Here is an 18,493-nt window from a genome sequence, read left to right on the forward strand (position 1 = left end):
CGTCCGGGCGGGCTCAGCGCCCGCGCCACTGCGGCTTGCGCTTGGCAACGAAGGCATCGATGCCCTCCGCGGCGTCCTCGGTCATCATGTTGCAGGCCATCGTCTCGGCAGCCATCTGGTAAGCGGCCTCCATTCCCATCTCGAGCTGGCGGTAGAACATCTGCTTGCCCATCTGCACCGCGACGGGCGACTTTGCGCAGATCGACGCGGTGAGTTTCGCGATCTCGTCGTCGAGTTGCTCGAGCGGCACGACGCGATTGACCAGCCCGCGGCGCTGCGCTTCATGCGCATCGATGAAATCGCCGGTGACCAGCATCTCGAACGCCTCCTTGCGCCCCATGTTGCGCGACAAACCCACGCTGGGTGTCGCGCAGAACAGGCCGACGTTGATGCCCGACACGGCGAACCGCGCGACGTCGGCGGCCACCGCGAGGTCGCACATCGACACCAGCTGGCACCCGGCTGCGGTCGCGATGCCGTGCACCCGCGCGATCACCGGCTGCGGCATCTCGGTCAGCTTCACCATGAACCGGCCGCACAGGCGAAACAGCGCCTGCTGGAACTCGAGCGCGGGGTTGCCGCGCATCTCCTTGAGGTCGTGGCCGGCGCAAAACGCCTTGCCTTCGCCGGACAGGACGACCACGCGCACGCTGGCGTCTGCTGCAATGGCGTCGATCTCGGCGATCAGCGCTTCGAGCATCGCCTGCGACAGCGAATTGAACTGGCCGGGCCGGTTCAGTACAAGGTACGCCACGCCGCCTTCATCGCGGCGCAGCAGCAGGGTTTCGGCATCGGATTGCGGGACTGCGCTCATTTCTGTTCCTCCCCGTGGGTCTATTCGAAGGACTGGGTCGATTTCGCCTGCTCGCGCAGCACGAACTTCTGGATCTTGCCGGTCGAAGTTTTCGGCAACGGCCCGAAGATGACTTTCTTCGGCGACTTGAAGCCGGCGAGATGCTCGCGGCAGTGCGTGATCAGCTCCGCTTCGGTCACCGTCGCCCCGTCGCGCAGCTCGACGAAAGCTGCCGGCACTTCACCCCACTTCGGATCGGGCAGCGCGACGACCGCCGCTGCCATCACCGCCGGATGCTTGTACAGCGCATCCTCGACTTCGATCGACGAGATGTTCTCGCCGCCGGAGATGATCACGTCCTTCGAGCGATCCTTGATTTTGACGTAGCCGTCGGCCTGCATCACCGCCAGGTCGCCGGTGTGATACCAGCCGCCGCGAAACGACTCCTCGGTCGCGTCGGGGTTCTTCAGGTAACCCTTCATCACGAGGTTGCCGCGGAACATGATCTCGCCCATCGTCTGGTTGTCCCAGGACACAGGCTCCATCGTCTGCGGATCGAGCACCGTGATGCCCTCCTGCGCGTGATAGCGCACGCCCTGACGCCCGTTCAGCGCGACCTGCTCGGCCAGCGGGAGATCCTTCCACTCGTCGTGCTTCGCGCAGACCGCAGCGGGACCGTAGGTTTCGGTGAGGCCGTACACGTGGGTCAGGTCGATGCCGATCTTCGCCATGCCTTCGATCACCGCGGCAGGCGGCGGCGCGGCCGCGACGAGGCCGTACACCTTGTGGTCGATGCCTTCGCGCCAGGATTCAGGCGCATTTGCGAGCAGCGAATGGACGATCGGCGCGCCGCAGTAATGCGTGACGCCGTGCTCGCGGATCGCCTCGAAGATCAGGCGCGCATCAACCCGGCGCAGGCACACGTTGGTGCCGGCGTTGGCCGCCATCGTCCACGCGAAGCACCAGCCGTTGCAGTGGAACATCGGCAGCGTCCACAGATACACCGAATGCGACGGCATGCCCCAGCTGACGATGTTGCTCATCGCGTTGAGGTACGCGCCGCGGTGATGATAGACGACGCCTTTCGGATTGCCGGTGGTGCCGGACGTGTAGTTCAGCGAGATCGCGTGCCATTCGTCGGCGGGTTGCTCGAAGGCGAAGTCCGGGCTGCCCGTCTCGAGCAGCGCCTCGTATTCGAGCGTGCCGACGCGCTCCCCCGGCCCGCTGTATTCCGGATCGTCGACGTCGATGACGATCAGGTCCGGCCGGTTCGCGAGTTCGATCGCCTTCGCCACGACCCGGGCGAACTCGCGGTCCGTGATCAGCACCTTCGCTTCGGCATGGTTGAGCATGAACGCGACGGCTTCGGGCTCGAGGCGCGTGTTGATCGTGTTGAGTACCGCACCCGTCGCCGGCACGCCGAAATGGCATTCGAACATTTCCGGAGTGTTGTTGAGGACGACCGCGACGGTATCGCTCTTCCCGACGCCCAGCTGCTTCAGCGCCGATGCCAGACGACGGCTGCGCGTATAGCTTTCCAGCCACGTGTACCGGCGTGCGCCATGGATGACGGCGATCCGGTCCGGATAAATGTAGGCGCTGCGCTCGATGAACGTCAGCGGCGTGAGCGGGACGTAATTGGCGGCATTCTTCTCCAGACCAATATCGTAGGGTGACGATTCGCTTTCGGTCATTTCTGCTCCGCTGTCATGATTATTGCAGTGAGGTGGACGCTGGCCGCTAGCGCCTGCAGCGTCCTGGAGTATTCAATCCCTGTGCCCTTTCAGGGTCAAGGCTCGCCAGCCAGATCGAAACGTCATACGCCAGCCGCTGCACGGCCCGCCGGAAGGCGATCACGCCGCCGGCCGCATCCGGGGTTGGCGCCGGTTCGCTGACGACGAGCGTGCGATGCGACAGTTCGGCGTCGCTGCGCGGGACGAGGAGCGCAGCACGGGCGACAATCTTCGCGTGGCTGCTTTGTTCACTGTCGAACACCTGCACGAATTCGTCCAGCTCGACATGCAATCGACATTCACCGTCGGCGCTCCGGTTCGCCGTCAGGGCGCGGTCGAGTGCAACGCGCAGCATTTCGGCCGGCTCCGCGACCCAGCGCGTCTCGGAATACGCTTCCCGCTGCGCCGGTTGTCGATAATCGATCCGGTACTGCATCGCGCCGGTCGACAACCATGACGGCGCACGCACTTCGACGCGCGCCGGCGGGAATTCCAGCGCCGGCTCGACCGGCTCCGCGAGCCCCAGGTCGAAAAAAGTGAAGCGCTCGGCCGGCACGCCGAGGTTGCCGCATCCTCCCAGGGCCGCCGCGAGCGCCAGCACGAGCAGACCCGATCGTCCTGCCTTCATAGACATCAACATTGCGCAGTTTCCTGTCCGGTCATTTCCGTTCCGGTTCGAACCCGTCCTCGCCGGGGCCCGGAGGGCGGCGCGAGCGGCCGCTCAACAGCATCTGCGGCGACGCCTGGACCTCTTCGATCAGGCTTCCGAGCCGGCGCGAGGTTCCGGTCAGCTCTTTCAGCAGCGCATTGAGCTGGGGCAGCGTGTTGTCGATCAGCCCTTCGCCGGTCGCGGCCGTCGCCGCGTCGAGGTTCTCCGCTGTCGACTGCAGGCGCGCCATCAGCGCGCGCATTTCGGCGACCGCCGGCACGACGTCGCCGCTTGCCTGCTCGAGGTTCGCGAGTGTCGCGGCGAATTTCTTCAGATTGTCCTGGTTCAGTGCGGAGCGGATCGCCTCGAGCGTTGCGGGCGCGTCGGCAAAGGTGCGGTCGATCCCGGCCGCGGCCGAATCCAGACGCTGCAATGTGTTGCGCAGCCGTCCGAGGTTGTCGTCGCTGAGGAATTGCGCGAGCTGGTCGGCGATCATCGTCACCCGCCTCATCGCATCCAGCGTGCTGTCGGTCAGCTGCTCCATCAGGCCCGGCTCCAGCACCAGCCGGGGCGGGTCGCCGGTCAACGGCACCGGGTTCTCGCCGCTGTCGTCGAGCTGCACGTACGCGATCCCCGTCACGCCCTGGTAGCCCAGGCGCGCACGCGTGCCGCGGGTGATCGGCAGATCCTCGCGGATGCGGATGTCAACGAGGATCTTTGAGGAGTCCTGCGGATCGATCCGGATATCGGTCACCTTGCCAGCCGGCATGCCGCGATAGCGCACCTGTCCTTCGACGTTCAGGCCGGTGACGCTGCCGCGCGATTCGAGAACGTAATCCCGTGTCGGCTGCCGCCCGTCGGAGAACCACCACAGCGCGAGGACCAGTGCAGCACCGAGCAGCAGCGCGAACACTCCGGCGGCGAGCGCGTGAGCGCGGTTTTCCATCAGGTTCCCCCCCTGCTCCGTGCGATTGCCCGCCTGCCGAATTCGCCACGGAAAAAGCTCGCGACGAAAGGATGATCAAGTTCCATCGTTTTCTCCTGTGAGGCGTAGCTGAGAATGCGCCGTTCCGCGAGGATCGCCACCTTCGACGACAGTGCCGCCAGGGTGTCGATGTCGTGCGTCACCAGCACCACCGTCAGCCCAAGCTGGGCCTGCAGCGAGCGGACGAGTTCGACGAACGCCGCGCTCCGGTCCGGATCGAGCCCGGCGGTAGGCTCGTCGAGCAGCAGCAATTCGGGTTCCAGCGCCAGCGCACGGGCGAGCGCGACGCGCTTCACCATGCCGCCCGACAGTTCGGCGGGCATCAATAGCGCGGTCGACGGTTCGAGCTCGACCATCGCGAGCTTCAGCGCAACCAGATCGCGGATCTCCTTCGGCGTCACAACATGCAGTTCGCGCAGCGGAAACCCGATGTTCTCGGCGACGTTCAGCGCCGAGAACAGCGCCCCGTGCTGGAACAGCACGCCGAAGCGCCGCCGCCGCGCCCGCTGCTCGCGAAGGCTGCCCGAGAACAGCGGCTCGCCGAACAGCGAAACCTCCCCGCGCGCCGGGCGCGTCAGCCCGATCATGTGCCGCAGCAGCGTCGTCTTGCCGCTGCCGGACCCGCCGACGAGAGCCACGACTTCGCCGCGGGCCACTGACAGGTTGATTCCGTCGTGCACGAGATTGCTCCCGAAGCGGGTGACGATGCCGCGCAGCTCGATGACTGGTGCGCCGCTCATCCGGGCACTCCGATCGAACGCGTCGCAATCGCGAACACCGCGTCGATGAGGATCACGACGGTGATCGCCGAGACCACCGACGCGGTCGTGTTGGCCGACAGGCTCTCCGTATTCGGCCGCACGCGCAGGCCGAAATGACAGGCCACGAGCGCGATGGACAAGCCGAAAACCGCGCCCTTCGCGAGTCCGATGTAGAGGTTCGCAACGGGTACGACGCGCGGCAGCGTGTCGAGGAAAAAACCAAAGCCGAGATCGAGTTGCACCCATGCCGACACCATACCGCCGAACAGCGCGACGGCCGATGTCCACAGCACGAGCAAGGGCATCGCCACCGTCAGCGCGACCACTTTCGGCAAGACCAGGCGCACCGTGCGCGAAATGCCCATCGCCGACAGCGCATCGAGCTCCTCGGTCACGCGCATCACGCCGAGCTGTGCGGTCATCGCCGACCCCGAGCGCCCGGCCACCAGCACCGAAACGAGGACCGGTCCGAGTTCGCGGACAATGCCGAGGCCGAGGATGTTGACGATGTAGATGTCCGCGCCGAAAGCCCGCAGTTGCAGCGCCGAAAGGTAAGACAACACCACGCCGATCAGAAAGCCGACGAGCGCTGCGACCGGCGTGGCCTTGGCGCCGACCTTGTAGAGATTCGCCGAAATTTCGCGCAGCGGCCAGTCGCTCGGGTGGCGCAGCAGATACGCGATGTCCAGGCACAGCTGTCCCGCCAGTCGCACGAATCCGGCGAGATGATTGGCAAAACCCAGGAGCGCCGCGCCGAGCGCGACGATGGCGTCGGTCAGCGTGAAGGCCCGCGCTTCGGGCAAGGGCTCGGCGGCCGTCGCCGCGATGCGGCCGATCACCGCGCGCAGCTCGTCGTCCGCGCTCAGATCCTCGGGCCACTGTTCGCGCCACGCGTGCCACAACAGCGTCGCGCCGAAGCTGTCGAGGCGCGTTACGCCGTCGAGTTTCCAGCTGGCGCCCTGCCCGGCACGGGCAAGCAGGCGGCGGAATTCGTCGGCGCGCGGTGCGAGCGCGCGCAGCGTCCAGTCACCCTCCAGCCGGCACTCGGGCCTCGCACCACTTCCGGCCGACGGCCCGCAGCTTGCGGTGGGCGCGCGCACGATCCGGCGTCAGGCGACCAGCGCCCGGCCGGGCGGCGTGCGCAGCACGAGGCTGCGTCCGACCGACAGCCACTGCCGCTGCTCTTCCTCGATCGCAGCCGCGGTCAGCGGTAGCTTCTGCAGCCAGCCGTCGCGAGCGGTGACGATGAAGCCGCGCCCGTCGCGTTCAATGTCGATCGGCGGGATGCCGCGTCCGTCGCGGGCGCGATGGACGATCACCGCGAGGCGCAGGCACACGATCAGCAGCCAGTCGCGGCTTTCGGGATCGATCGCCGCCACCCGTTCCAGTTTTCCGCGATGCGCTAGCACGATCCGCGCCAGGCGGCCCTGATCCATGCGCGAGAAGCCCGGCATGTCGGCATTAGCGAGGATATAGGCGCTGTGCTTGTGGTAGCTGGAGTGCGCGACCGAAACCCCGACTTCGTGGAGCATCGCCGCCCAGCGCAGGAAGCGGCGGTCCGGGTGGTCGCTTTCGGCAGCTTCGGGAACCAGGCGCGACAGCAGGTGGGAAGCAGTGTCGGCAACGCTGGCACCCTGCTTGCGATCCGTTCCATAACGAGTCACGAACGCGTTGACGGTCGCATCGCGCAAGTCGTGGTGGTGGTAGCGGCCGAGCAGATCGTAGAGCACGCCCAGACGCAACGCCCCTTCCGAAAACACCATGTGCTCGAGGTCGAACTCCTTGAACACCGCCGACATGATCGAGAGCCCGCCGAGCAGCACCGGCAGGCGATCGCCCTTGAGGCCCGCCAGATCGGCGCGATCGATGCTGCCGGCCCGCAGCATCGCCGCTTTCAGCCGCTCCAGTCCGTCGCGCGTGATCCCGCTTTCCGAGAATCCGTTCTGCTCGAGAATCTCGACGAGCGCCTTGGCCGATCCGCTCGACCCGACGGCCACTTCCCATCCGGTCTCGCGGTACGAATGGGCGATCGCCTGGAGCTCGCGCCGGGCCGCCAGTTCGGCTTCCCGCAAGCCGCGCTTGTCGATCCGCCCGCCCGGAAAGTACTGCAGGCTGAAGCTCACGCAGCCCATGTAGAGGGACTCGAGATGGATCGGCTCGAAGCTCTTGCCGATGATGAATTCGGTCGACCCGCCGCCGATATCGACGACGAGCTGCTGGCGGTGCGGGTCGGGCAGCGTATGCGCGACCCCGACGTAGATCAGGCGTGCTTCTTCGCGCCCCGCGATCACCTCGATCGGCACCCCGAGCGCCGCTTCGGCACGAAGGAGGAACTCGGGCGAGTTCTTCGCCACTCGCAGCGTGTTGGTCGCCACCGCCCGTACCGCGTCGGGCGGAAAACCGCGCAGACGCTCGTTGAAGCGTTGCAGCGCGATCAGACCGCGCTGCTGGGCCGCGACATCGAGCAGCTTGTCTGCCGACAGGCCGGCGGCGAGGCGGACCGCTTCCTTGAGTCCGTCGAGCGGATAGATCTGATCATTGACGATCCGGCCCACCTGGAGCCGGAAACTGTTGGAACCGAGGTCGATCGCTGCGATCAGTTCTTGCATCATCGTGTAGGCACGCAATCGCGCAGGTCGAAGTGGCCGACATTCTACCACCCGGCCCCGCGGCACAAGCTGCGCCCGATGCGGGCGAGGGTTCCGCGTGAATTCGCGATTGTCATGGCTGCCGGCGCACGTTCATGCATTTGCAACACATTTGTCACATAATCGCGGCAGGCACACCCCCAGCCATAATGAGACCCATGCACAGGCCCCCACTAAGCCAGCTTTTCCCCACCGAGCATTTCATCAATCGGGAGCTGTCTCTTCTCCAGTTCCAGCGCCGGGTGCTGGCCCAGGCGGCCGATCACACCGTTCCGCTGCTCGAGCGCTTGCGCTTCCTGTGCATCGTCTCGAGCAATCTCGACGAATTCTTCGAAATCCGGGTGTCCGGCATCAAGGAACAGATCCGCCTCGGCAGCCGTACCGCGGGCAATGACGGCCTGCTGCCGACCGAGTTGCTCGACCGCGTCAGCCTCGAGGTCCACAGCATCATCGCCCAGCAGTACGAACTGCTCAACGAAGACATCCTGCCGGCGCTCGAAGCCGAAAGCATCGTGTTCCCGCGCCGGCACCTGTGGACCGACGCCCAGCGCGCGTGGGTGCGCGATTATTTCCTGCGCGAAGTGATTCCGGTACTCACTCCGATCGGCCTCGATCCGGCGCATCCGTTTCCGCGCGTGCTCAACAAGAGCCTGAATTTCGCCGTCGAACTCGAAGGGCTCGACGCCTTCGGCCGCGATTCCGGCACGGCGATCGTCCAGGCGCCGCGCGCGTTACCGCGGGTGATCCGGCTGCCGCGCGAAATCTGCGAGCACGAATACACCTTCGTCTTCCTGTCGTCGGTCCTGCATGCGCATGTCGGCGAGCTGTTCTCCGGGATGCGCGTGCTGGGCTGCTATCAGTTCCGCGTCACGCGCAACTCCGACCTGTTCGTCGACGAAGAAGAAGTCAAGGACCTGCGCGTATCGCTGAAAGGCGAACTGCAGCAGCGTCACTTCGGCGACGCCGTGCGGCTGGAGATTGCCGACAACTGCTCGGAAAAAATGGCGGCGTTCCTGCTGCAGCACTTCCGGCTCGGCCCCAAGGATCTCTACAGCATGCCGGGCATCGTCAACCTGGTGCGCCTGATGCAGGTGACGGACTGGGTGAACCGTCCCGACCTGAATTACCCGCCTTTCCTGCCGGGCCTGCCGAAAACGCTCGAAAAAGGCCGCGAGATCTTCGACGCGATCCGCAAGCAGGACGTGCTGCTGCACCACCCGTTCCAGAGCTTCACGCCGGTGATCGACCTGCTGCGGGCAGCGGCCGACGACCCGCAGGTGCTGGCGATCAAGATGACGGTGTATCGCACCGGGACCGATTCCGTGCTGATGGAACATCTCGTGCGCGCCGCGCAGAAAGGCAAGGAAGTAACCGTCGTGCTCGAACTGATGGCACGCTTCGACGAAGAGGCGAACATCAACTGGGCAAATCGCCTTGAAGAAGTCGGTGCTCACGTCGTCTACGGCGTGTTTGGCTACAAGACCCACGCAAAACTGCTGATGCTGGTCCGCCGGGAAGAAGACGGGCTGCGCCGCTACGTGCACATGGGCACCGGCAATTACCATCCACGCACGACACGCTTCTACACCGACTTCGGCCTGCTCACGTGCAACGAGGAGATCGGCCAGGACGTCGCCGAAGTCTTCAAGCAGCTTACCGGGCTGGGCAAGGCGAGCACGCTGAAGCATCTGTGGCAGGCGCCGTTCGCGCTGCAGTCGAACGTCGTCGCCGCGATCAACGCCGAGGCAGAACTCGCGCGGGCGGGTCGCCGCGCCCACATCATGGTGAAGATGAACGCGCTGCTCGAACCGGAAACGATCGAGGCGCTCTATGCCGCCTCGCAGGCCGGCGTCGACATCGACCTGATCGTGCGCGGGCCGTGCGCGCTGCGGCCGGGCGTCGCCGGGCTGTCTGAGAATATCCGCGTGCGCTCGGTCATCGGCCGCTTCCTCGAACACCATCGGATTTTCTATTTCCGCGCCGATGGCGAAGACCAGGTTTACCTGTCGAGTGCCGACTGGATGGACCGCAATTTCTTCGGTCGCATCGAGATCGCGTTTCCGGTGCTCGACCAGCGCCTGAAACGGCGCGTGATCAAGGAAGGCCTGCGCGCCTACCTCGGCGACAACTGCCAGGCCTGGGAGATGCTCGAAGACGGGCGCTATCGCCGCAAGACGCCGCGCGGCGTGCGCCGGGCCGCGCAGATGATCCTGCTCACGGAACTGTCGGCAAGCCGCTGACGCGCCGCTTTGCGAGTCAAGCGAGGTAATGAAAACGTATGCACTACGTTATTACCTGAGGACAGGAGACCCGATCATGTCGGAAGAAGTCCTTCTGCTGACCTCGTGGCTTAAGGCGTTGTCCGGCCGAATTAGCACGTTTCTCTGCGCGGCGAGCTCGCAACTGGGCTTCAAAGCCTCAAGACTTCTCGCAGAAAAGGATAAGACTCAAAAGCCGCGCGCGAAGTAGGGCGCGTTCCGTCTCAGCCCAACGGTCGCTCAGGGCAATTACTAAAAAGTCTGATGGAGCAGCCGATTGCTCATGAGGCGCCAATCCGGCGAAGAGCGAGCGTCGGCTCGTCGCCGAGCGCCTTATCAAAGATGGGTTGGCGACACCGCGTTCGAGCAGCGAAACATAGGTCCGATCGACGCTCAGCGCGAATGCCTCCTGCGAAAGAGTAGAGCGAATTGACTAACCCTCACTTGCATCAGAACGGCACATCCAATTCGTCGAATACGCCGAAATCGGGCTTGTTACGCGGGGCCTTGGGCGCCGCTACGCGCGAGGAGGCTGCCGTCTCCTTCCTTGGTTCCTGATTGTCACCCCCTTGCGCTGCCCGACCGAGCATCTTCATCTCCTGTCCGACAACTTCAGTCGTGTAGCGGTCCTGCCCGCCCGCGTCCTGCCACTTGCGCGTTCTGACGCTGCCCTCGACAAACACTGCCGCGCCCTTGCGCAGATACTCGCCGGCGACTTCGGCCAGGCGCCCGAATAGCGCCACCCGGTGCCACTCCGTCGCCTCCTTCTGCTCCCCGTTGCGGTCCCGGTACCGCTCTGTCGTCGCCAATCGCAGCGTGCACACCGCCTCGCCGCCTGCGCTAAGCCTAAGCTCCGGGTCTGCGCCGAGTTTGCCGACCAACAACACCTTGTTCACTGACGCCATATCCATCCCCTTCCGTTCCTGCCAATCATCCTGTCGCTGAGCAGAATCTATGTGCATAATCGAAAAGGGGTAACGAAAACCGTAGGGGAAAAATGCGCATCGCCCGTGAAGTCATGGCCCAATGGCAGTCGACCGCCGAAAGCACGCCGCTGACGGTCGGTCTGATTCCGCCGCGCGACTACACCGGGATAAGCACGCAGGATGCCCAGCTGCGCATCTGGCTACCGGACCCGGCGCGGCAGGCGCTTTCGGAGATCTGCGAACGGATGGGAGTGTCGATGACGGTATATCTCACCGAGTTCTTCGCGACCTACCTGTTCGGCATTCACGAACTGATCCGCATGCAGGACGCGCAGGAAGGGCTATACAAGCCGCAGCCGGTACCGCGTGGCAGCGCGATGACTGTAGTGGGCGATGTCGGTGAGTCCGACGAGCCGGGGCCCGAGTTCGACGAGCCAGTACCCGAAATGGGGAAGAACATCTTTGCCTTGAAGCTGTTTCTGCCAGCCAAAATCAAGGACGGGCTGCAGCGCCGGGCAGATCATGCGCAGGTACCGTTGGGGCGGTTTACACGGGCGATGATCTGCGCGCATCTGTTCGGCCGGGATATGGGGGCGAGGCGGATTATGGAGTGGGAGGGTGCGTGATGTCTGTTGCGGCACCAGTCTGAATTGCCGGTCGTGTTGCGCCCCCTACTCGTGCCGTGAACGCGACAGATGATCTCGTAGAGGCGGTTCCTTCAATGCATTCCATTACACACAACTCAATCGTCATCATGATCGCCGCGCGCGTATTTGAGCCCTGCCGCGAAGTCCATGACGCGCTGAAGGCCGGTCCAGATCGTCTTCACGCCGGGCTCGCCATCGCCCTTGCGCGCGAGAAAGCCGCCGAGCATCGCCACCAGCCGGATCACTTCGTTGAGCGGCGGCGGCGTTTCGGGCGGACGGCGCTTGTTGAGGATGAAGGCAGCCTCCCATTCGTCGCGTTCGAACAGCAACTCGGCTTCCAGCTCGGGGCACGTGCGCCCCAGCCCCATCAGCCGGGCGATGCGCCACGACACCACCATGAACAGCGTCAGCGCCCGCTCCAGGCGCGGCATCGTCGCCAGTTGCAGCGCCTCGACCTTGCAGCCGTTCTTGAGCACGTGGAAGAACAACTCGATCTCCCACCGCGCCCGATACCAGTCGATCAGTTCAGTCGCCGCTTCGAAGCCGGCCGCCTCGCGATTGCTCAGCAGCCGCCACTCGATCGGCTTCACGCCCGCTGGTGCGCCGATCTCAAAGGCGATGACGCAGGTCGCCTCGACGCGACCTTCCCCCGCTTTCAACGTGACGCGCGACGACCACACCTGCTGTCGCACCGCGCGCGCCTTCTGCCCTTTGCGAGAAGGGATCGTGAAGCGGATTTCACCGAGCGGCTCACCGGCCCTGACGCTGGCCCAGAGTTTGTCGCCGCCGGGCAGCGCACGGTTGTGCTGCGAACGCAGCAGCCAGTCGGCCGGACAGCCGAGATCGCGGGCACGCATCATCAAGGCGATGATATCGGCCTCACGATCCGCGACATACACCAAGCGGGTGTCGGGCAACTCGGCCGCCCGTTCGGCGATGCGCTCGTAGCCTTCGATCCAGCGCACGCTCTCGGTGATGCCGCCGCGTGGGCCATCGTCGGCCTTGGGTTCGCGCGCCCACATCCACGCGTCGAGCACGCCCAAGGGCTCGCGCGCAGGCGACACGGCGTAGGTCGGGTGCAGATACATCCCGCGCTGCGCTTCAAACGACAGCGGTCCCAGTCCTTCGATCGCCTGGCCATTGAAGTCGAGTTCGGTCGTGTCCTGGATGCACAACACGACCGGGTGGGCCGCCATGCGCGCGTGGGTTTGCGTCAGATGCGGCGCCAGGATGTCGGCCCATTCGATGTCGTCATCCGACAGCAACCGGTACGCCGCCTGCGTCTCCGCCCAGCCGCCACAGGCCGCAGGAATGCTGGCCGTCGGCTGCGCCGCCAGCCGTTCGGCCAGCAACACGGCACGTCGGTTCAGGCGTTGGTCGCCCAGGTCGATGGTTTCAAATTCGTCGGCAGCCCAGCTCATGATTCGTGTCGTCAGATCGGAACGGAACGGAACGGAACGGAACGGAACGGAACGGAACGGAACGGAACGGAACGGAACGGTCAGGAGCTTACGCAATGACGTTCGCGTTGTGTGTAATGGAATGCCTTCAATGGGGTACGCCGTATGGACCAAGAAAAACATGCAAGACTTTTTGCCGAACTTAAGCTCGCCTTGTCCCGTACGGGCTCCAGTGATCTTCAAGCGTGGGGAAAGGTTTCAGCCGCGCGTCTCCCCACGATTGGCAAGCGCCGTCTGAAGAACCTTGGGAGTCTCCTTACCCAGGTTGCCGATTCGGCCGGGGACGAGTTACGTGGCGCGATGATCGCGTGGCAACAGGGGCGCTTGAGTGGTCACCTTGAGCATCGGGTTGCATCGGGAATCGACGGAACACTCGATCTTTGCAGAAGCGCTTGGTGTACCGTCGGAACCCTCGGCCGGGCCCTGCTCGACGACCCAAAGAACAACGCGCCTGGGGTATTAGCACTCTCCCTCGGCTTTCTCGCAGGTTCGGGGGGCGCGGATGGCAACGGCGGCATCCCCGACACGGACATCGCAATGTTCGGCATCGGCGACCACCGCTCGCTGTTCACCCACTCCATCATTGCCGGCATCGTTGTGGAGGGCGCGATCCTTTCGCTCGCTGACCTCGCTGATGTGGTTTGCGACAAACTCCCAGTTGGCCAGCGCAGCTCTTTTTGGGACCGTCTGACTGAAGTCAAGGGGCAGTTAGCGCATCAACTTGCGACTGGCGCGAGCGTGGGCATCGCCTACCATCTCACGGTCGACGCGACCCTTCAGCCCGCAGCCTACAAGGATTTACCGTTCTCAATGCCACTCGAGGCACATCAATTGTTGTTCGCGGTAAATGCTGCCGCGGAGGGGAAAGATGCAGCCATGCGTGTCGCGACGGTCGGAGAGCGTACGACGGGTGTGGTGGTGGATGGATTCGGCGCGCTGGGTGCTGGCGTTAAGGCACTTCTCGGCACGAAAACATAGCGGCGGGAGATTTTCCGATGGGAATCATTACTGACATTCTCGAAACGCTTGCGGTCGGGGCAGTCAAGGTGGCAATAGCTGGTGGCGGCGCACTGGCTCGCATCGGCGCACGTGTCATAGCTGAAGCTCGCCCCCGCATTGCCGCCGCGGTCAGAGCGGTTCGGGATGACTGGCAACGTCGTCAGGCGGATCGATGGGAAACATCGACCTCGTCAGCGGATGTCCGCGACGAACTTCGGGAAATCAATGACCGATTGGCACGACTGGCTATGAGGGCGCGGGGTTCGGGCCTTACTCCCGATGAACGTTCACAGAAGGAGAAATGGATCTATAGACGAGGTGATCTGCTGGCTGCTCTTCAAGGGAGTGACGAACAGCGAATCGCTGAGTCTATCGCCGACGACCATCGATCTGAGTACGATGCGCTGACCATTTCAGACCGGACCACGCACTTGCTGCAGTCGACTGTCGGCCAAACCCTCTACGGGAAAAAGTGCCCGAAATGTGGTTGGCCGATGCAATTGCAGTGGAATCGTCGCCTCGAGGCAATCGGCGCCCACGACATGGGATGGGGATGCACGGGTTGGTACTGGACTCGGAACGGTGTAGGCCATCGTTGCGAGCATTGGGAATCGTTGGCTCCTCAGGACTACGATGTCTTTGCTCGCGCACGACGCCCAGAATTTTCTGATCTGACTCCTGCACAGTTTTCAGGGCTTGTTTTAGGTCATTCAGATCAGGTCATTACCCGGATGGACGATGTTCGTAACGACAAAGCGTTGCGTGGGAATGTTGAAGCGTATCGTTGCCCGGTTCACGGCGAGCCGATGGTTCTACGGAAGAAGAATCAACATTTAGGGCGACTCATGGATATGTATTTTCTGGGTTGCCCGCGCTGGAAAATGGATGGTCACGGGTGCGAATACATGGTCAAACTTAAGTCGCCTGCGCAACTTCATGCATATCTTGAGGCATCCACAGGCGAAGGGGTGATTTAAAACATTCTAGCATTAACAGTGCTGACTTGTTGCGTGATTGCAGCGAACTTAGTGTAATTGGTCATCGTAGGGAGGGCTAATGGAGTGGATTATTGGTTTATTTGTTGTGTGGCTCATCGGGGAGATGACAGGCGCTTCGTCGAAAGGAAAAAGAAGCGGTGAGGCGAGGGACAAAAATAATGCGGTAAAAGGTAATACTGAGCGTTCAGAAGAAGCAGAAAAGAAGAGTGCTATAGAGAGAGCACGAAGGCTAAAGGAGCTTGAGGAGGAGATTTCGAAGCCTGTTAGTCCTCCTACCCCACATGATTCGCAGCCAAATATACAGGTTCCTGATAGGCTGTTGCAATCTCATGTTGAGAAGCTTCCGCGAACAAAGGATTTAAAATGTTTTGAGGTTTCGGATGGAAATAGCGATTTAGAGTGTCAACCCAAGGAAGGTTCCAGCATCCGCTGCAAAGATCTTTCTGCCTCTGTTCAGTTGAACGGACCCGAAGGTGGGAGCAAACTCGATTTAAAAGAAACCGTCGCTTCACATTTTAGTGTGTTCGGAGTTTTCTCGCTGTGGCACATAACGCACCGCAATAATCTTAAAACAATTCTTAGTAGCGGAATTTTGAGCAACAGCGGGGCATTTTCTGAATTTCAACCAACTGATATCTCTAATCACGAAGTTCAAAAATGGAGAGATAGGGTTGACCCGTTTTACAATAGGGCCGTCCATGACTACGCTCCGCTGTATATAAATGTCAGAAATCCAATGCTGTATGTCAAAAAGCATGTGCAAAACGAGCTATGCCTGATTGAAGTGTCGCTTTCTCTGCTTGAGAGTAGTGAGTTCGTATTTACGGATGGAAATGCAGCTTCACGCGATACTAAATTCTATAAAGACGTTAAGGATCTCGCTTTTCTTCCTTGGGATGTGATAAGAGCGTCGTACTGGAACGACTTTCCAGATGGGAAGCGAAAACGCTGCTCCGAGGTTTTGGTATATCCGTACGTGGATCCAGCGCACATTGTGAGAATTCATTGCGCATCGATGGAGACGCTTGGGGTCGCAAAGAGCTACAACTGCGACGCAGTGATATCTAAGAATATGTTCTTTTAGGAAGATTATGGGCGTTATTGTAATAAGCGGAAATATATTCACAAGCAAATGCCAAACTATCGTAAACACGATTAATTGCGTCGGTGTAATGGGTGCTGGCATTGCGCTAGAGGTTAGACTGCGTTATCCGGATTTGTACGAGAAGTATGTAAAGTTGTGTACGGAAAAGAAAATAGATATCGGTTTGCTCTGGGTGTACAAGGCGCCGGATAGATGGGTTCTAAATTTTCCTACGAAGCGTCATTGGAAGTATCCGTCTAAGTTGGAGTATTTGCATGCGGGTTTGAAAAAGTTTGTTGAAACTTACGAGGACCGTGAGGTGAAGTCTATTGCATTCCCTTTGCTTGGAGCCGATAAGGGCGGCATAGCGCAAGATGTCAGTCTGGAGATAATGCTAGGTTATTTGAGCGAACTCAACATTGATATTGAGATATACAAATACGATGCATTGGCTAAGGATGACCTCTTTGAGAGGGTGAAGTCGTGGTTGCTGTCACAGGACCCGGGAGTAATTGCGGAGGTCGCAGGGGTACGAAGGAATTATGTAGAGAGGCTGATTGAGGCTGTTTGTGACCCGAAAATTGTTCAGCTAAATCAGATCGCAAAAATAGACGGAATTGGTATCAAGACCCTTGAGGGAGTATTCAAGTTGGCGCGAAGCGTGCCTATTGCGACTGAATCGGCTATGCCTGGTCAGCAGTCACTACTCTGAGAGAGCGCCTCCTCTTATTGAGGGTTGATGTAGTCTTCTCGGGTTTGACTGTGGGGCACCTCGAAAAAACTCGGTTCGTCCGCCCTTGGTAAAATTACATCGTCCTGAAACCTGCTCCAGCCCACTCCGATGAAACCGCGAAGCGCCATCAAGACCGATCTGTTCGCCGACGAACACCACCGCAAGAAGATCGACTCGCTGGGCGACCCACTGGTCGAGATTGAGCCGCACATCGACTTTGCAGCGTTGGCGGCCGAGGTTGATCAGGTGGCGCCGCGTCCGATGAGTGTGCAGGGCGGCCGTCCGCCGTACCCGACCGAAACGATGGTGCGCATACTGGTGTTGAAGCGCCTGTACAACCTCTCGGATGAGCAGATGGAGTACCAGTTGCTCGACCGCATGAGCTACAAGCGCTTTTGCGGACTGGCGAACGCGACGAACGTCCCGGACCGCACCACCGTGTGGATCCCGTCTATCGGAATCGCCCCAACCGGCTGCGCTGCTGGGCGCACTTGCTGCGCAAAGTGCGCGGCCTGGCCGAATCGACCGACCGACGCGCAGCGGGGATCGGCACCGAGATGGCCGGGATCCTGAAGCGATTGCAGGCAGCGGTGTACGCCGCACGGGCCACCTCGCCACCGCTCCCGCAATGTCATGCAGCCGACATTGCGCAGTTACGCCGGCTGTGTGAACGCCACCGCGACGACCCCCATGCGGTGGTGGGCAGTCTCGCCCGCGAATTCCTCAACGACTGGGACGTGATTCTGCGCCCGCTCGACGAGCCGCACCTGCCGCTGACGAACAACGCGGCCGAGCAGGCGCTGCGCCACTGGGTGATTGCACGCCGCATCAGCCACGGCACGCGATCGGCCACCGGCTCGCGCGCCTTTGCCCTGCTGGCCAGCGTGATCGACACCTGCCGACGCCGCGGGGCCTGCGCCTGGCGTTTCCTGGGGGCCGTCATTCACGCCGCACGTCGGGGTCTCGCACTGCCGTCCTTGCCGACGGCTGCGGCATAGGGGACTGAACGGTTACGGCGCGAAGGCCCTATTCGATGGCGTCTCGGCGCAGCTGCTCAAGAAGGGTTTCATCGCACGTGGCGGTCAGATCATCGACGCCACCTTGGTGCCTGCTCCCAAGCAGCATAACCGCCGCGGCGAGAAGGAACTGATCGAGCAAGGCGCGATGGCTGCCTCGTGGCGCCCGGCGAAGCGGCGCCAGAAGGACACCGACGCGACCTGGACGAAGAAGCACGGCAAGAGCCACTTCGGCTACAAGCTCTCGATCAACGTCGACAAGAAATACAAGATTATCCGCCGGATCGAGACCGACACCGCCCGCACGACAGCCAGCACTTTGACAACGTCTTCGACACGAGCAACACCAGCCGCGATGTCTATGCCGACCGGGGCTACCCGTCCGAGGGTCGTGAAGCGTGGTTGAAGGAGAACGGCTTCCGAAACCAGATCCAGAGGAAGGGCAAGCGCAACAAGCCGTTGTCCGAGTGCCAGCAGCGGCGCAACAAGCGCATCGCCAAGACGCGTGCGCGGGTCGAGCATGTGTTCGGAGCCATCGAGCAGATGGGCGGCAAAATGCTGCGCACCATCGGTCAGGCGCGGGCAAGCTTTGCGATGGCGATGATGGCGGCCTGCTACAACTTGAAGCGGCTGGTCTATTTCCAGGAGGCCGGAATCGAGGCCTTCTGACGCCAGAAATGGGCTGAATCGCTGGTAGCCGAGGTGATTCTAGGCAAAAACGGGGCAACGCCGCAGTGAAAAGCGGTGATTTGCTGAAGAAATTGAACCGAATTGGGTCGCGATCATCGTTGCGCGGCAGGATT

At 62.1% G+C, this 18,493-nt stretch carries 17 protein-coding genes and 2 pseudogenes; 10 read left to right on the plus strand and 9 right to left on the minus strand.

Annotated features, from left to right (window positions below):
* Window positions 1–13: 13 nt before the first annotated feature.
* Genes pbN1_RS19665 through ppx form a run of 7 tightly spaced genes read right to left on the minus strand, consistent with a single transcriptional unit; the run spans window position 14 to window position 7,533 of the window.
* Window positions 14–814: an enoyl-CoA hydratase gene (locus pbN1_RS19665; protein WP_169201041.1), complete on the minus strand. Its 801-nt coding sequence runs from the start codon at window positions 812–814 to the stop codon at window positions 14–16.
* Window positions 815–834: 20 nt separating this feature from the next.
* The gene (locus tag pbN1_RS19670; RefSeq protein ID WP_169201042.1) at window positions 835–2,487 is read right to left on the minus strand and encodes an acyl-CoA synthetase; all 1,653 of its coding nucleotides are present in this window, start codon (window positions 2,485–2,487) and stop codon (window positions 835–837) included.
* Between the two features lie 46 nt (window positions 2,488–2,533).
* Window positions 2,534–3,166, minus strand: coding sequence for an ABC-type transport auxiliary lipoprotein family protein (locus pbN1_RS19675; protein ID WP_169201043.1), 633 nt, complete (start codon window positions 3,164–3,166; stop codon window positions 2,534–2,536).
* Window positions 3,167–3,185: 19 nt separating this feature from the next.
* Window positions 3,186–4,121 carry an MlaD family protein gene (locus tag pbN1_RS19680; RefSeq protein WP_169117098.1) on the minus strand — a complete coding sequence of 312 codons (936 nt, stop codon included), beginning with the start codon at window positions 4,119–4,121 and terminating at the stop codon, window positions 3,186–3,188.
* Window positions 4,121–4,900: an ABC transporter ATP-binding protein gene (locus tag pbN1_RS19685; protein ID WP_169201044.1), complete on the minus strand. Its 780-nt coding sequence runs from the start codon at window positions 4,898–4,900 to the stop codon at window positions 4,121–4,123. Before pbN1_RS19685 ends, pbN1_RS19680 begins: the two co-directional genes overlap by 1 nt.
* Window positions 4,897–6,021 carry an MlaE family ABC transporter permease gene (locus pbN1_RS19690; RefSeq protein ID WP_169201045.1) on the minus strand — a complete coding sequence of 375 codons (1,125 nt, stop codon included), beginning with the start codon at window positions 6,019–6,021 and terminating at the stop codon, window positions 4,897–4,899. Before pbN1_RS19690 ends, pbN1_RS19685 begins: the two co-directional genes overlap by 4 nt.
* Before the next feature lie 9 nt (window positions 6,022–6,030).
* The gene (gene ppx / locus pbN1_RS19695; protein ID WP_169117095.1) at window positions 6,031–7,533 is read right to left on the minus strand and encodes an exopolyphosphatase; all 1,503 of its coding nucleotides are present in this window, start codon (window positions 7,531–7,533) and stop codon (window positions 6,031–6,033) included.
* A 194-nt stretch (window positions 7,534–7,727) separates the two neighbouring features.
* Between ppx and ppk1 the strand changes: the two genes are divergently transcribed.
* Window positions 7,728–9,809: a polyphosphate kinase 1 gene (ppk1, locus tag pbN1_RS19700; RefSeq protein ID WP_169117094.1), complete on the plus strand. Its 2,082-nt coding sequence runs from the start codon at window positions 7,728–7,730 to the stop codon at window positions 9,807–9,809.
* 76 nt (window positions 9,810–9,885) lie between these two features.
* Entirely contained in the window at window positions 9,886–10,038 is a 153-nt protein-coding gene (locus tag pbN1_RS19705; protein ID WP_169201046.1) for a hypothetical protein, read from the plus strand.
* A gap of 238 nt (window positions 10,039–10,276) precedes the next feature.
* On the opposite strand, the gene ssb is transcribed toward pbN1_RS19705, so the two are convergent.
* The gene (ssb, locus tag pbN1_RS19710; protein WP_169201047.1) at window positions 10,277–10,732 is read right to left on the minus strand and encodes a single-stranded DNA-binding protein; all 456 of its coding nucleotides are present in this window, start codon (window positions 10,730–10,732) and stop codon (window positions 10,277–10,279) included.
* Window positions 10,733–10,824: 92 nt separating this feature from the next.
* Between ssb and pbN1_RS19715 the strand changes: the two genes are divergently transcribed.
* Window positions 10,825–11,379: a hypothetical protein gene (locus pbN1_RS19715; RefSeq protein ID WP_169201048.1), complete on the plus strand. Its 555-nt coding sequence runs from the start codon at window positions 10,825–10,827 to the stop codon at window positions 11,377–11,379.
* A 116-nt stretch (window positions 11,380–11,495) separates the two neighbouring features.
* On the opposite strand, the gene pbN1_RS19720 is transcribed toward pbN1_RS19715, so the two are convergent.
* On the minus strand, window positions 11,496–12,821 hold the full coding sequence (locus pbN1_RS19720; RefSeq protein WP_169201049.1) for an IS4 family transposase: 1,326 nt from the start codon (window positions 12,819–12,821) through the stop codon (window positions 11,496–11,498).
* Window positions 12,822–12,965: 144 nt separating this feature from the next.
* Between pbN1_RS19720 and pbN1_RS19725 the strand changes: the two genes are divergently transcribed.
* The 7 genes and pseudogenes from pbN1_RS19725 to pbN1_RS19755 form a co-directional block, all read left to right on the plus strand.
* On the plus strand, window positions 12,966–13,838 hold the full coding sequence (locus pbN1_RS19725; protein WP_169201050.1) for a hypothetical protein: 873 nt from the start codon (window positions 12,966–12,968) through the stop codon (window positions 13,836–13,838).
* 17 nt (window positions 13,839–13,855) lie between these two features.
* Window positions 13,856–14,836, plus strand: a complete 981-nt coding sequence (locus tag pbN1_RS19730) for a hypothetical protein (RefSeq protein ID WP_169201051.1) — start codon at window positions 13,856–13,858, stop codon at window positions 14,834–14,836.
* Window positions 14,837–14,915: 79 nt separating this feature from the next.
* Entirely contained in the window at window positions 14,916–15,941 is a 1,026-nt protein-coding gene (locus pbN1_RS19735) for a DUF4433 domain-containing protein (protein ID WP_169201052.1), read from the plus strand.
* 7 nt (window positions 15,942–15,948) lie between these two features.
* A complete protein-coding gene (locus pbN1_RS19740; RefSeq protein ID WP_169201053.1) occupies window positions 15,949–16,653 on the plus strand; it encodes a macro domain-containing protein in 705 nt (234 codons plus the stop codon).
* Window positions 16,654–16,782: 129 nt separating this feature from the next.
* Window positions 16,783–17,157: pseudogene (locus pbN1_RS19745) on the plus strand (transposase); the annotation flags it as partial.
* 20 nt (window positions 17,158–17,177) lie between these two features.
* Window positions 17,178–17,672 carry an IS66 family transposase gene (locus tag pbN1_RS19750; RefSeq protein WP_244857282.1) on the plus strand — a complete coding sequence of 165 codons (495 nt, stop codon included), beginning with the start codon at window positions 17,178–17,180 and terminating at the stop codon, window positions 17,670–17,672.
* 16 nt (window positions 17,673–17,688) lie between these two features.
* A pseudogene (locus tag pbN1_RS19755) lies at window positions 17,689–18,359 on the plus strand (IS5 family transposase); the annotation flags it as partial.
* Between the last annotated feature and the right edge of the window lie 134 nt (window positions 18,360–18,493).

Source organism: Aromatoleum bremense (assembly GCF_017894365.1).
Taxonomy (GTDB): domain Bacteria; phylum Pseudomonadota; class Gammaproteobacteria; order Burkholderiales; family Rhodocyclaceae; genus Aromatoleum; species Aromatoleum bremense.

Excerpts from the sequence above, each read along its gene's own strand:
- pbN1_RS19665 (WP_169201041.1), bottom strand. The coding sequence starts at position 814 with ATGAGCGCAGTCCCGCAATCCGATGCCGAAACCCTGCTGCTGCGCCGC.
- pbN1_RS19670 (WP_169201042.1), bottom strand. The coding sequence starts at position 2,487 with ATGACCGAAAGCGAATCGTCACCCTACGATATTGGTCTGGAGAAGAAT.
- pbN1_RS19675 (WP_169201043.1), bottom strand. The coding sequence starts at position 3,166 with ATGTTGATGTCTATGAAGGCAGGACGATCGGGTCTGCTCGTGCTGGCG.
- pbN1_RS19680 (WP_169117098.1), bottom strand. The coding sequence starts at position 4,121 with ATGGAAAACCGCGCTCACGCGCTCGCCGCCGGAGTGTTCGCGCTGCTG.
- pbN1_RS19685 (WP_169201044.1), bottom strand. The coding sequence starts at position 4,900 with ATGAGCGGCGCACCAGTCATCGAGCTGCGCGGCATCGTCACCCGCTTC.
- ppx (WP_169117095.1), bottom strand. The coding sequence starts at position 7,533 with ATGATGCAAGAACTGATCGCAGCGATCGACCTCGGTTCCAACAGTTTC.
- ppk1 (WP_169117094.1), top strand. The coding sequence starts at position 7,728 with ATGCACAGGCCCCCACTAAGCCAGCTTTTCCCCACCGAGCATTTCATC.
- pbN1_RS19705 (WP_169201046.1), top strand. The coding sequence starts at position 9,886 with ATGTCGGAAGAAGTCCTTCTGCTGACCTCGTGGCTTAAGGCGTTGTCC.
- ssb (WP_169201047.1), bottom strand. The coding sequence starts at position 10,732 with ATGGCGTCAGTGAACAAGGTGTTGTTGGTCGGCAAACTCGGCGCAGAC.
- pbN1_RS19715 (WP_169201048.1), top strand. The coding sequence starts at position 10,825 with ATGCGCATCGCCCGTGAAGTCATGGCCCAATGGCAGTCGACCGCCGAA.
- pbN1_RS19720 (WP_169201049.1), bottom strand. The coding sequence starts at position 12,821 with ATGAGCTGGGCTGCCGACGAATTTGAAACCATCGACCTGGGCGACCAA.
- pbN1_RS19725 (WP_169201050.1), top strand. The coding sequence starts at position 12,966 with ATGGACCAAGAAAAACATGCAAGACTTTTTGCCGAACTTAAGCTCGCC.
- pbN1_RS19730 (WP_169201051.1), top strand. The coding sequence starts at position 13,856 with ATGGGAATCATTACTGACATTCTCGAAACGCTTGCGGTCGGGGCAGTC.
- pbN1_RS19735 (WP_169201052.1), top strand. The coding sequence starts at position 14,916 with ATGGAGTGGATTATTGGTTTATTTGTTGTGTGGCTCATCGGGGAGATG.
- pbN1_RS19740 (WP_169201053.1), top strand. The coding sequence starts at position 15,949 with ATGGGCGTTATTGTAATAAGCGGAAATATATTCACAAGCAAATGCCAA.